The sequence below is a fragment of the Kordia periserrulae genome, assembly GCF_003054265.1.
GTDB lineage: Bacteria > Bacteroidota > Bacteroidia > Flavobacteriales > Flavobacteriaceae > Kordia > Kordia periserrulae.
The window spans coordinates 59,865-73,855 of sequence record NZ_QBKT01000010.1; the positions used below are offsets into that span (position 1 = coordinate 59,865).

Annotated in this window: 10 protein-coding genes and 1 tRNA gene; 5 read left to right on the plus strand and 6 right to left on the minus strand. The window is 37.6% G+C overall.

The window, feature by feature from the left end; translation table 11 throughout:
* Positions 1 to 7: 7 nt before the first annotated feature.
* The 4 genes from C8N46_RS17440 to C8N46_RS17455 form a co-directional block, all read right to left on the minus strand.
* Entirely contained in the window at positions 8 to 763 is a 756-nt protein-coding gene (locus C8N46_RS17440; RefSeq protein ID WP_108116395.1) for a hypothetical protein, read from the minus strand.
* Positions 751 to 1,764, minus strand: coding sequence for a glycoside hydrolase family 113 (locus C8N46_RS17445; protein ID WP_108116396.1), 1,014 nt, complete (start codon positions 1,762 to 1,764; stop codon positions 751 to 753). The genes C8N46_RS17440 and C8N46_RS17445 overlap by 13 nt, the downstream gene beginning before the upstream one ends.
* A gap of 36 nt (positions 1,765 to 1,800) precedes the next feature.
* Positions 1,801 to 2,724, minus strand: a complete 924-nt coding sequence (locus C8N46_RS17450) for a hypothetical protein (RefSeq protein ID WP_108116397.1) — start codon at positions 2,722 to 2,724, stop codon at positions 1,801 to 1,803.
* Between the two features lie 265 nt (positions 2,725 to 2,989).
* Positions 2,990 to 3,721: a DUF547 domain-containing protein gene (locus C8N46_RS17455; RefSeq protein WP_245896929.1), complete on the minus strand. Its 732-nt coding sequence runs from the start codon at positions 3,719 to 3,721 to the stop codon at positions 2,990 to 2,992.
* A gap of 362 nt (positions 3,722 to 4,083) precedes the next feature.
* Here C8N46_RS17455 and C8N46_RS17460 point away from each other — a divergent pair, with 362 nt between their 5' ends.
* Together C8N46_RS17460 and C8N46_RS17465 are read left to right on the plus strand one after the other, a co-directional pair.
* Positions 4,084 to 5,433, plus strand: coding sequence for an NAD(P)/FAD-dependent oxidoreductase (locus C8N46_RS17460; RefSeq protein ID WP_108116398.1), 1,350 nt, complete (start codon positions 4,084 to 4,086; stop codon positions 5,431 to 5,433).
* A gap of 20 nt (positions 5,434 to 5,453) precedes the next feature.
* Complete coding sequence (locus C8N46_RS17465; protein ID WP_108116399.1) at positions 5,454 to 7,043, plus strand: 4Fe-4S binding protein; 1,590 nt, start codon at positions 5,454 to 5,456, stop codon at positions 7,041 to 7,043.
* A gap of 743 nt (positions 7,044 to 7,786) precedes the next feature.
* Here C8N46_RS17465 and C8N46_RS17470 read toward each other — a convergent pair.
* A tRNA-Leu gene (locus tag C8N46_RS17470) sits at positions 7,787 to 7,868 on the minus strand.
* A gap of 164 nt (positions 7,869 to 8,032) precedes the next feature.
* On the opposite strand from C8N46_RS17470, the gene C8N46_RS17475 reads away from it, so the two are divergent.
* From C8N46_RS17475 to pth, 3 genes are all read left to right on the plus strand, one after another.
* On the plus strand, positions 8,033 to 8,974 hold the full coding sequence (locus tag C8N46_RS17475; RefSeq protein WP_108116400.1) for a ribose-phosphate pyrophosphokinase: 942 nt from the start codon (positions 8,033 to 8,035) through the stop codon (positions 8,972 to 8,974).
* Positions 8,975 to 8,999: 25 nt separating this feature from the next.
* On the plus strand, positions 9,000 to 9,605 hold the full coding sequence (locus C8N46_RS17480) for a 50S ribosomal protein L25/general stress protein Ctc (protein WP_108116401.1): 606 nt from the start codon (positions 9,000 to 9,002) through the stop codon (positions 9,603 to 9,605).
* Positions 9,606 to 9,676: 71 nt separating this feature from the next.
* Positions 9,677 to 10,318: an aminoacyl-tRNA hydrolase gene (gene pth, locus C8N46_RS17485; RefSeq protein WP_170110099.1), complete on the plus strand. Its 642-nt coding sequence runs from the start codon at positions 9,677 to 9,679 to the stop codon at positions 10,316 to 10,318.
* Positions 10,319 to 10,446: 128 nt separating this feature from the next.
* Here the strand turns inward: pth and C8N46_RS17490 are convergent, their stop codons facing one another.
* The gene (locus C8N46_RS17490; RefSeq protein ID WP_108116402.1) at positions 10,447 to 13,770 is read right to left on the minus strand and encodes a reprolysin-like metallopeptidase; all 3,324 of its coding nucleotides are present in this window, start codon (positions 13,768 to 13,770) and stop codon (positions 10,447 to 10,449) included.
* Positions 13,771 to 13,991: the final 221 nt, after the last annotated feature.

Genomic DNA, 13,991 nt, shown 5'->3' on the forward strand with positions numbered 1-13,991 from the left:
TTCGTAGCTATTGTGCTATAAATATACTTTGAATTGCTGTATTTACCCAATTATCTTCGCTTACATCCATCATGGTGAATTTATACGAGTTTCCAATGGTCAATTCTACGGGATTTTCTTCAGAAATATTCAATACTACATTCGACGTATTGTAGTATTGAAATTGATTTTCAAGCGTGTAGGTTCCTGAAAGCAATCCATTATCAACTGTTGAAACGATTTGAAAATAAATTGCAGTATCGCCCGTTGCATCAGCTTCCCAGCTAAATTTTGGCATTTTTGATACTTCTTGATTTACCAAAACTTGGTCTGTCCACAAAGTAGGTTTGCTCGTGTTTTTTGTGCGAATCGGGTTCGAAAGCTTGAGTTCACCATCCAATTCATAAGACACAATAATCCATTGTTCATGCGCAAAAGGACGTGTAAATTGATAGATAAAACCGTTGAAAAGCGGTGTGGAATGTAAGTCTAATTTTCGATACTTGCTATAATCGTTTGAATCAACTTCGGTAGTATTAGTTTCAAAAAATTGCACATTGGTAGCACCTTCTTCCAAATAGTAAAACACATGTACTACCTCAGCACCATTGGCGTCGCTGGCAGCACAAGCAATAACAGCTCCAGTTTCAATCGACTGATTGCCGATAATAGTGGAAAGTCTGGCGGTGTTTTCTAAATTGATAGCTGTTTCTACATCGTCGGACTGACATGAAAAGAGTGTAATAAAGAAGGTAAGTACAATGACTTTTGTTAGTTTTTCCATTCGTATTTTTTATAAGTTTCGCGGACAATTGCTTCCGCAGGTTTGTTTTGAGGTGTAAATTGATCATCGGTTTCGCCGCCGACTTTTTCATCGTGAATGAACCATTTCCAGATAAATCCGCCCGCAAACCAATCTTCTTTCCAAAATTCGTTATACAAAGCTTGCAAAGCGACTTTCTGCGCTTCCAAGTTGAGCGTTTTTCCTTTATGGTTGGAATCCCAAGGTTCTTTTCCAGTGTAATCCATGCTGCGATATCCGTATTCAGTAAAGAGTATTTTTCGTGCTATTTTTTCAGACAAGGCTTTGATTTTCGTCTTGTGCTGTTGCCAACCTTTTTGCAAACTTTCTACCGAAGGCATTTTTTCGTCACTCAACGGAAAATACGCGTCAATTCCTATAAAATCGAGCTGTTCCCAAAAAGGCACTTTGTCAAACGAATCCCAGTTTTCGGCGTAGGTTAATTTTCCTTTGTATATTTTTTTCACTTTCGTGATGAGTTCTTTCCAAAACGCTGGTCGCGCCGCTACAAATTTGTGTAATTCCGTACCAATGCAATACATTTCCGCGTTGATTTCTGCAGCCAAACTTGCATATTCAAGAATAAAACTTTCATAAGACGCTTCAAACGCTTTCCAATCGGCTTCTGAAGTCATTTCAATCAAGCCTGTAAATTCGCCTTTCCATATCCAAATTTGCGGTTTTATCATGACTTTAATACCGTTTTTTTGTAACAATTCAGCATATTGTTTTGCTCCTTTTCGGGTTTCACCAAACCATTGTCTATCGGTATTGTGTACTACTTCTGTCGTTGTTAATTGTCGCATAAAACCAAAAGGCATAATGGCAGCATAATTTGCGTTGACTTCGATAACAGGATTCACGTGCGATTGGTCAGCCGCTTGTCGCGAAGCCACAAAACTTACACCATTTATTTTTTTAGATTGACTGGTGCATGAAAATTGCAACAGGCAAAAAAAGGCACAAAGGAGTCTAAATTTCATAGAGAATTTGTTTAAACTCCTAAAGTACTATATTTCTTAAAATAGCGCTCTTAAACCTATGCTAAAAGTTTGTCCCAATCCTTGAAAGTTGCTTCCGCGCACAAATTTATCAAAAGACGCTTCTAGGTTCAACACGTTCGTTAATTGGTATTTGGTTCCGATGCCGAATGAGGTTGAATTTTGTGCAAAATCATTTCCTAAATCGATTAAAAACGCTTGTTTTGTATTGACGTAAATCGTCGATTCTGCGGATGGAAAATAGCTTAAAAATACCGCAAATGGCATGAATAAACTGTTGTTCGCAAATCGTTCTCCTATGTTTGAATCATTCGGATTTGCATCTGACGCTTTTTCTCCAAAATTGAATCCGAAATCGGCTTGTGTAAACAACTGCCATTTGTCTTGTCCGAAGGTTTTGTCGTAGAAAAATTTCGTTTCCCAAAAAACACTTCGTTTGTCCAAATACGGCGCATTGGCTTTGTCTGCAAAAATTGGCAAATACACTGAACTCGTAAACGAAAACGTCGCTACATTTTTAAACGGTTGCACACGAATAGAAGGTGCAATGGTTGTAAAACCGCTTCTAGATGTTGCGTTATCTCTAAATTTCAACACATCTAACGCGCCCGCGCCACCAAAGGTATTGGAACGCACTTGAAAGATGAATCCGATGTTGACACGACGGTTTTCGCTGATTCCTGTATAAATCTCAGTCGTATTCGTAAAAAACGTTTCTCTCGGAATCGTCACCGAAGTGCTTCCTGCGTCGGTTCGTTCGGTTTGTGTATAAATACTATTGAAGAATTTAATGTCCCATTGTCCTTTTTTTAACAATTTAGAAGGCGTAAATTCTTGAATATTCGTTAAATCAGTTGTCGTATCATCGTCATCATTTTGCGCGAAAGTTAGGTTTGCATATAATATGCAAATGGCGATTAGAAGTAGATTTTTGGTATTCATTTTTTTTAGTTTAGTTTTTTATGGATTGTTTCTTTTGTCATTCCTGCGAAGGCAGGAATCTATTTTTTTTGTCTTTACACTGAGCTTGTCGAAGTGTTGTTTTTGGTTTATGAGTTTAAAAAGTTTAATAGTTTATGCTTTAATAACTATCATTTTTTTATTTAAAATTTATCTTTTTACATTTAGTATTTCTAGGTACTTCTCGATGTGAATTCACTCGAAGTGACGTTATTGTTTCCAACAACTAGCAACTAACAACCAGCAACTACTTCGTTGAATTCAAATTCCAGTTGTACGGATAGTAACTAATCTTTGATGTTGTTGGAATTTTCTCTTTTCGATATTGATTGATAAAATCGATTTCATTGCCGTTTTGTGTGAAATCTTCTTTGTACCATTTCATGATTTCAGAAAGTTGCACACGCTTTTTTCTAGCATTTACTTTGATAAAATCGTCACTGTTTAAAGCGATTTTGGTTTGTGTTTCTAGTTGCGCATCCAAAGTGCTAGGCAAATACGCTTTTGCGATGATTGGCGGACAACCCAAGCCTGCACAAACCAACACAAAGTGAAAACGCGCATCGTTAAATTGTCCACGCAACAGTTTGTGTTCTATATCATTGAGCGTAATTTTTTTTCCGCCGACGGAATGTTTTGTTTTGTCAAAAAAGCCTTTAATATCAAGCGGAGATTTTACAGGATAATTCTCCACAATTCCTTTGATTACGGATAAATTGTAAATATTAATCCAAAATGCTTGATACGTCGCTGCGTCACTTTTGTCAACTGTAATGTTGTTGGTGCTTGTTAAAATAGTCTCTAATTCGGCAGAGTTTTCTTTAATTGCCTCGTAATTCACGCGTCCGTCTTTTACATATTTTTGTAAAAAAGCGTCCGTTTTTTTGAAAAATTCGTCTGTGTTTTGCGCAACACTAAACGCTGTAATAAAAGCTGTTACAAAGAGTAACATTTTAGATTTCATAGCAATTTCTCCCATAATTATTTCAATTTGTAATGCTGTCTAAGTCCTAAAAACAATTTAGAACTTACAAACTTTCTCAAAAAAAGTTTTTTTCGCATCAAATTGATTTTCAAGCAAGTCGCGCGTAGTTATTTTTTAAAAATCCTTACAACATCTGTTTAATTTATAATTGTTCTAAATTCTTGCTCTCGTTTAAGTTCTTAACTTTAGCTTCGACAGAATTCCCGACGTGAGTTCATTCATACACAATCAACTTTGTCAATTGCCTAGGGACAAGCCCGTGAAGCATTCAGAGAAAACAATTAAAAATTTCGACTTAAGCATCGAAGCAATTAAATCTCGATTATCGAGTCAAAAATTAACTAACCATTACACCTATGGAACATATTGTAATTATCGGTAACGGAATTTCAGGAGTCACGGCTGCCAGACATATTCGGAAGCTTTCTGACAAACGCATTACCATCATTTCGGCAGAAACCGAATACTTCTTCTCGCGTACAGCATTGATGTACATTTACATGGGACACATGAAGTTTGAACACACACAACCGTACGAAAATTGGTTTTGGGAAAAGAATCGCATCGAACTCAAAAAAGGATTCGTCACACACATCAACGACGCTTCTAAAGAATTGGTATTTGCCAACGGAGAAACCATGCAATATGACAAACTCATCATCGCCACAGGTTCCAAACCCAACAAATTTGGTTGGCCAGGACAGGATTTGGAAGGCGTGATGGGCATGTATCACAAACAAGATTTGGAAACTTTGGAAAAGTTCGCACCAAATAACAAAGTCTGCAAACGCGCTGTGATTGTCGGTGGCGGATTGATTGGAATTGAACTTGCCGAAATGTTGCAAAGTCGTGATATTCCTGTGACATTTTTAGTGCGTGAAAGTAGTTTTTGGAATGGCGTGTTGCCTGCGGGCGAATCTGCAATGATTAACGAACATATTAGAGAACACCATATTGATTTGCGCTTAGGTGTGAATTTACAAGAAATCAAAGCAGACGAACACGGAAAAGTGAAATCCATCATCATCAAAGAAACGGGCGAAGAAATTGCTTGTGATGTGGTTGGATTGACCGCAGGAGTTTCACCGAATGTAGATTTCTTAAAAGAATCAAACATCGAATTGGGACGCGGCGTGAAGGTGAATCGGAAGCTAGAAACGAATGTAAAAGATATTTACGCCATTGGCGATTGTGCCGAACAACAGGAAGCTATTGGAAACCGCAGACCGATTGAAGCCGTTTGGTACACAGGACGCATGATGGGCGAAACGGTAGCACAAACCATTTGTGGCAATCCGAAAGAATACAATCCGGGACATTGGTTCAATTCTGCTAAGTTTTTAGACATTGAATACCAAACCTACGGCTGGGTTTTTGGCGAACGCGGACGACCAGAGTATGAACAACATTTTCACTGGAAACATCCAAAAGAGCATTTGTGTATTACGATAGCTTTTCACAAGGAAACACATGAGTTTTTGGGCATCAACACCTTCGGAATTCGCATGCGACATCATGCTTTTGACAAATGGTTGACAGAAAAACGCTCAGTAGAATACGTGTTGGAACATTTAGCCGACGCCAATTTCGATCCTGAATTTTACAAATTACACGAAAAAGATATCGTAGCGCAATTCAACCAAGAACACCACACCAACATTCAACTGAAAAAGAGAAGCTGGAAACGTATTTTTCAATTTTCTTAATCGCATCAAAACGTTACAACATGAAAGCAATACAACATATAGGATTGAGTCTTTTTTTAGCGGGACTTGCTATTTTCACCATACTTCCGTTCATCGGCTCGTATGAATTGAGCACTGAAAAACTAGATGAAGTTGTTCAAAATAAAGGTATTAAAAGTGAACTTTTTGTCAAAAATTTACAAGAATCAACCGTTGGAAAAGAATTTTCAACACCGTTTACATTTTCATCAAATATCGTTTCGGCTATTGAAGATGCGAATGAAACACACAAAGCAAATCAAGAGTGGGATAAGGTTATTTGGGATAAAAAGCACAGCTTTTCGTACGAGATTGCCAAAGATATCGGTGCTGGACCTGTCCGCGAACACAAAGGGTTGTTTTGGTTTTTGACATTTGGATTGGGAATTATTGGCGCGTTGCTATTTATCATTCCGCAACTCTATCTCAAACCAATTCCAGGCATTAAAAACAATGGCATTTGGCATAGCGCTGCCACCAACAGAGGCTGGATTGGTTGGTTTGTCTTTTTGTTCCTTGTCGGATTTTATATACTACTCTACTTCTATCCAGATTATATTGTGAATTGGACGTATATCGTTGACCCGATTAGCCAAAGTATTAGTGGCAACATGGCGAGTCAGTGGTTTTTATATGGTTTCTTGTATTGTATCGTGACGGTTGTCATGGGAATTCGCATGTATATCAAATACCGTCATAACAAATATCAAATATTGCGTACGACTTCTGTATTGTTCTTTCAGATTGCATTTGCCTTTCTAATTCCAGAAATCATGGTGAGTTTGGAAATGCCGTGGTACGATTTTAAAAATGCGTTTCCGTTAGATTATGATTTTTTCTTTGAATGGAATTTGAAAACACTTGCCAATAGTGGCTTTATCGGAATTTTTATTCTCGTTTGGGGAACGGTTTTAACGATTGTCGTTGTTCCTGTGATGGTCTACTTTTTCGGAAAACGTTGGTATTGCTCGTGGGTTTGCGGCTGCGGCGGATTGGCAGAAACCTTGGGCGATCCGTACAGACATTTATCCGACAAATCGCTTCGTGCATGGCAAATAGAACGCTGGTTGATTCACGGTGTGTTGGTTTTTGCCATTTTGATGACAGGAATGACGTTGTACGCCTATTTTACAGGAGCGGATGTTGTATTGGGAATTAAAACCCAATTGGTAAAAGACACCTATGGATTTTTGATTGGTTCTATCTTTGCAGGCGTGATTGGAACAGGATTCTACCCAATTTTCGGAAACAGAGTTTGGTGTCGTTTTGGTTGTCCATTAGCCGCGTATTTGGGATTGGTACAACGTTTCAAATCAAAATTTAGAATTACGACTAACGGCGGACAATGTATTTCCTGCGGAAACTGTTCTACGTATTGTGAACAAGGAATTGACGTGAGAGCATACGCTCAAAAAGGACAAAACATTGTGCGTTCTTCGTGTGTCGGTTGTGGAATTTGCAGCGCGGTATGTCCACGAGGTGTGTTAAAACTAGAAAACGGCCCAGACGATGGTGCCACGCGTCACGAAATTCCAGAAGTTATGTTAGGGAATGATGTGAATTTGTTTGAGATGTTGGAGGAGAATCGTTAGCTGTTAGCTGTTAGCTGTTAGCTGTTAGCTGTTAGCTGTTAGCTGTTAGCTGTTAGCTGTTAGCTGTTAGCTGTTAGCAAAATTAATTTTAATTTTATATGTTGAGTTTTTCATTTTATAATTTATTTCAATTTTATGTTGAATGTTGAATTATTCTTTGATAAAATAGAAACGACTAAGATTTGACTAGTTTAAAAGAGATGAGTTAAGTTTACTAGCGAGTCTTAGTCGTTATCTTGGAAAAAATACTGAAATTACATTTTGTATTATCACTGATTAAGTAATAATTACAATTAAAATGCTATACAAAGTTATTAGGGAAATTTATTTATTCTCAGTTGTTTAATACAATTCCTCTATTTTGTTTCTACAGTTGTAGTTTCGCATGGAGCACAAATATATATCCAACTTGAAGGACAAGGGTCACGATAGGAGCATTGTTCCGAAATACAATCTATAGTGCAATCCCAAGTACAAAAGTAGGTGTAACAAAATGCAGAATCTCCTCCTTTAATTGCATTCCCATGTAATTGCGAAATTGACTTTTTGTTCAGCTTTAGTGCTTTTAAATTCTTTTTTTCATGATATAAAATTTAGGAATTAATAACAACATAAAGAAAGAAAATATTTACAATAAATCCTAAGGGGAAAATTCCCCTTTAACATTTTTAGATAGTAGATTGTAGAAATAAAAAAATCCCAACAGTGATGTTGGGATTTTACTTTATAGAAGAAGTTTCTAGTACTCGAGGTGGGAATCGAACCCACACTCCCGAAAGAACTGGATTTTGAATCCAGCGCGTCTACCAATTCCGCCACTCGAGCATTTTTTTCTTGGTAATTGTTTCAAAAGGAGTGCAAATTTAGAAAATATTTTTAATTCTCCACTAAAAAAAGAAATAAAAGCTTTTAGAGTTGTATAAAATTTCTAAATTTGCACCTCATTTAACACAACACAACGATTAACTAACTACTAAACAGATTTTTAAATGGCCTATACTGTCCCAGAACCAAAGATTTTCGCCTGTACACAGAGTGAAGAGCTCGCAAGAAAAATTGCAAAAGAATATGGTACAGAGTTAGGTAAAGTTACGTTCTCAACCTACAGTGATGGTGAATTTCAACCTTCGTTTGAAGAATCGGTTCGCGGTGCTAGAGTGTTTATCATAGGATCTACGTTTCCAAACTCAGATCATTTGATGCAAATGTTGTTAATGTTAGATGCCGCTAAAAGAGCTTCTGCACGTCATATTACGGCGGTGCTTCCATATTTCGGTTGGGCGCGACAAGATCGTAAAGACAAGCCAAGAGTTCCGATTGGCGCAAAGTTGATAGCGAAAATGCTAGAAGTCGCAGGTGCAACGCGAATTATTACGATGGACTTGCACGCAGACCAGATTCAAGGGTTCTTTGAAAAGCCTGTAGATCATTTGTTTGCTTCTACCGTGTTTTTGCCATACTTGCGAAAGTTAAACTTAGACAAGCTTACCGTTGCTTCTCCAGATATGGGAGGTTCAAAAAGAGCGTATGCCTATTCTAAGTTTTTGGAAAGCGACGTTGTTATCTGTTACAAACAACGCAAAAAAGCCAACGTCATTTCACACATGGAATTGATTGGTGATGTAACAGGAAAAAATGTGGTTTTAGTAGATGATATGGTAGATACTGCCGGAACATTAACCAAAGCCGCAGAAGTTATGATGGAAAAAGGAGCATTATCTGTACGTGCAATATGTACACATCCTATTTTATCAGGACAAGCGTATGAGCGAATAGAAAATTCAAAATTGGAAGAATTAATCGTAACTGATTCTATTCCTTTACGCCAAGAATCGAAAAAGATTAAAGTGGTAAGTTGTGCCAATTTATTTGCAGATGTAATGCAACGTGTACAAACCAACACTTCTATCAGTTCAAAATTTTTAATGTAATTAAAATTAAATATAAACATTCAAGATGAAATCAATTACAATTAACGGATCTCAAAGAGAAAGCGTGGGCAAAGTAGCAACAAAAGCCTTACGTAATGCTGGAAAGGTTCCTTGCGTATTATACGGAGGAGATAACCCATTACACTTTTCAGCAGAAGAATTATCATTTTCTAAATTAGTGTATACTCCAAATGCGCACACTGTTGTGATTGCATTAGAAGACGGTTCTACACACAATGCTATTTTACAGGATATTCAATTTCACCCTGTATCTGACAAAATTTTACACATTGACTTCTACCGTTTATTCGAGGATAAAGAAATTACTATGGACATTCCTGTTTCTATCACAGGAAAAGCTCCTGGAGTAATGGCTGGTGGAGTTTTACGTTTAAACAAGCGTAAATTAAAAGTAAAAGCATTGCCAAAGAACTTACCAGATTATATCAAAGCAGATATTTCTGGATTGGAAATTGGAAACAAATTATACGTTACAGCATTACAAAACGATAACTACAAATTGTTACATCCAGATAACACGGTAGTTTGTCAAGTAAGAATTTCACGTGCTGCAATGAAAGCTGCTCAAGAAGCTGCAAAAGCAGAAAAAGAAGCTGGAAAAAAGAAGTAATTCTATTACTTAGCAATAGTAAAAGCATTCCGATATGGAATGCTTTTTTATTTTTGTAGAAATTTTATACTATGCTTCACTTTTTTAAAGAGATATTAGGTTTATCTCCATCAAAAACAGCATTGACTATTGAAGAAACGAATCCTATGAAAAAATTTCTTATTGTTGGTTTAGGGAATATTGGTAGCGAATATGAAAATACACGACATAATATTGGATTCAAAATATTAGATCATTTCGCAAAGAACGAAGAATTAACGTTTACTACAGATAAATTGGGCGATGTGGCTACGTATCGTTTCAAAGGACGTACGTTTATACTTTTAAAACCAAACACATACATGAACCTCAGCGGAAAAGCGGTTCGCTATTGGATGACGAAAGAGAAAATTCCTGTCGAAAATATTTTAATTATTACCGATGATTTGAATTTAGAGTTCGGAACAATTCGCGTAAAAACAAAAGGAAGTGATGGCGGACACAACGGACTTAAAAGTGTACAAGCCTTACTAAACACGACAAAATATCCGCGTTTTCGCTTCGGAATTAGTGCTGATTTTGGAAAAGGCAGACAAGTAAATTATGTCTTAGGCGAATGGACTTCAGAAGAAAACGAAAAACTCCCAGAACGCTTAGAAAAAAGTGCAGAAGTCATCAAATCCTTTGGAACTGCTGGTATTTCCAACACCATGAATGCCTTTAATGGAAAATAGAAAGTTAGATAGAAAAGTTGGAAAAAAGTCCTTGAAAACTGGCTTAACACCTTCCCACACATCATAAAAATAAAAAGAGAGACGTTACCGCCTCTCTTTTTGTATTTAGTTTAGTTAGGTTATGTTTATTATTTTACAATCAATTTCTTTACAGTAACACGCTCTCCATCATTCACACGAACCATATACATGCCTGCTTGTACAGCACCGATATTTACTTCCTCTGTAAAGTTTGTTGTATTGTTGTATTTGTTAGAGAAAATTGCGCGTCCGCGAATATCAAAAACATCGATTGTAATATCATCTGAAGAAGCCGACGTAAATTTCACGATAAACTTCCCGCGTGTCGGATTTGGCCAAATAGCGAAATCTTCCAATTCATTTTCAACCGTTGATAAGGTATTTTCCACATTAATTCTATAATCTTCTACTTCCGCATCTGCTCCATTTTCACAAGAAGTTGGCAATACATTATATTTTGTAGATACACGCATAGTTGTTGCGCCAGTGGCAGCTGTACTTGGTACAAGAATCATCATACCAGAATTTGAAGTTGGTCCGTCACCAACATTGTTTGCCGAACCTAAATCATACTCCTCTCCTGGGTCATCAAAACTACAGTTTTGATTCCAATCAATCCAAACAAGTGTACGAGTAGTGTAATTTCCGTCTGTATTAACGTTTATCGTAATTGGATACGACGATTCTTTTGTTACAGTAGCAATATCAGTAGCGGTGTAATCACTATATCCACTAGGTTTTGCGGAAACTCGGTTAATGCTCTCGAAGTTTACCAAAGTAGTACTCGTTTCAAAACTTGTATTGGCTACCGAAGCACAAACCGCACACGATTGTGTAGTGAACGAATACGTGCTCGAATATGCCATAGAAGCACATTCGTTAGAAACACCAACTCTCCAATAATACGTTGTAGATTGTGCCAATGAAGATGGTGTGTAATTGGCGTTTGCTACAGTTGCTGACTCTACAATACTTGTAAATCCAGGATCGGTAGCTATTTCTATAAGATATCCGTCTGTTAAACTATTTGTCGACCAATCAAACATTGAATTGACAGGAAGATTTGTAGCACTATTAGACGGAGTAACTAAGGTTACTGGCGTTAAACTACTTGGGAATACACTCAAAAATAAATCTGCAGAACGTGTTGTTCCTCCAGAAGTTCCATCTGCTGAGAACAAATACGTATTTGGCGTTACTCCTGCCGTTCCTGAAATTGTCAATGTTACTGGCGTTCCATCTACAGAAGCGCTTGTTGGGTTAAATGTAGCCGTTGCGCCAGAAGGCAATCCAGATGTTGAGAATGTAGTTGTTCCACTAAATCCGTTAAAAGCGTTGTATGTAAAGTTGTATACCGCGTTTGCTGGCTGACAAGCTGTTTCATCATTATCTGCAAAAACTAAGGCAAAATCTGGTTCAACTAAGGTAAAATTACTAGAATTCATCGCAAAGAAAATATTTCCTGCTCCTTCTACAATGATTCTTGCTTGCGATGTTGCTGGAGTAATTGGAACTGTTACTTGTTGCGAACCATCGTTAGGAACGTTAGTCGCTAATGTGTAAGGAAATGTTGCGCCACCGTCCACAGACATTAAAATATTTACGTTAGCAGTATTTACAGGTGCAATATTGGTATTTGCTACGTTCCAAGTTACGGTTTGCGACGTTCCCATTTCCCAACTTACATTAGATGTTTGCGACGTTACCGTAAAAGGTCCTGCCGTCGTTGTTACTTGAATCGACATCGTATCATAGCTTGTTTGTCCACCAAGTCCTGTCGCTGTTGGTTCTCTATCTCTAACTGTCAATGCCCAATTCATCGTTCTGTTGACAGTAGCTACGGTTTCCCAGGCACTATTAATCGTTGGATTCGTTTGTGTTAAATTTCCAGAAGCAACTCTGCTCAATTTTGGAATATATCTATTTGGAGAAGTTGTTGGTGATAACGAACGGTTCATAGAACCGTTGGTAACTGTTGGTCCAAAAGACGTATTTGTTACTTGTCCGCTATCCGTTTGTTCCCAGCAATACGTCAATGTATCGCCACTATCAGGATCGGTTGCACTTCCACGTAATACATACGCAGTTCCTTGCGGAATTACATGATTGCTCCCAGCATCAGCACTCGGAGGATTGTTTGCGATAGCTGGCGAACTATTCGCTTGCCAACACGTACGCGTTACTAGGTTATCCAATACTTGTCGGATACTGTGATAGTGAAAATACGGATCACTATTTTGCTGTACGTTGTTTGCTCCTGTAATTCCTGCATACGCCATTACTGTTGATCCACTTCCTGGCTCGGAGTTTACACCTGTTCCTTCTGTATTAAATGCCCATGTGTGGTTGGCTCCCATTTGGTGACCAATTTCGTGCGCCACATAATCTACATCAAACGTATCGCCTTCTGGAATTGCATCTGCTGGAGATGTATAAGCACTTCCTTTATTTCGGTCGTTAGTTGAAGCTGTATCATCTACACAAACACAACCAATACAACCCGCATTTCCACCACCACCAGAAGCACCAAATAAATGTCCAATGTCGTATGCTGCATTTCCAATAGAGCCCGTTAAGTAGTTTTGAAGTTCCAAATTCCAAGCACCACCTGCTCCTGAACTTGCAGGAGAATACGGATCGGAATTTGCGTTGGTAAATACAATGGTATCATTATTAGCAATCACTTCAAAAGTAACCGCCATATCAACTTCAAAAATAGCATTTACTCTAGTCATTGTTGCGTTGATGGCTGCCATAGCATCTGCTACAGTACCTCCGTGATATTGTGTATACTCTCCTGTTACAGAAATCGCAATTCGGAACGTACGTAGTATTTGATCGTTTGCATCCTCTAACTGAACGTTTGAATCATCCGTCAATCTTGACTGTACTTCATCAATAGTAGTACAATTAAATTCACTTACAGTACGCGTGCGCGCATCTCTTGTATACACAACATAAGTTGAACTATCGTTTCCAGCAGGCTGCATAAACACTGTTGGTCTGTTAGGATACGAAATCATTGTTTGTACACCTTTGTGTGAAATACTCAAACGAACTTCTGCACCGTAATTCTCCTGACTAAATCCTACATACGATTTAATGTCTGGAAACTTTGCTGCCAATTCTGGAGCGAATACAGAAGCTTCATACATTTTAAACGTTTCCAACTTTCCATCAATACCTGGAATTTGCAATACAGTATTTGAATTGAAAGTAGTTCCACGGAAAGGAGCACTATTCAGTTGTTGTTTGAAGCTTTCAAGATTCAACTCAAAAAAGTCAACCTTTTGTTCTGATAAGTTTAATTTTGATACAGATTCCGTATCGGTAACGGTTTGTAGCTTTTTCCAATCGTTGTTTTGTGCCAACCCAACGGAGGAAATCAAAAAGAAAAATGCTAGCAAACCGAAGCGTAATTGTTGCTTCATAGCTATTTATTTAAGATTAGGGGTTTTGTTAGAATTGCCCAAAAATCATTATTTTTCAAATAGCAACATAAATTTACCGCTATTTTTCGACGAATTAACCAAAAATAAGCGACGAAGGAATTATTTTTGTCTGTGAATGCACATTTATCCAAAAAAAAAGATTACAACCAGATTATTTATTTTTTGCAAAAGAATTAAATAGTTTTGTAAAAAAGACCGCC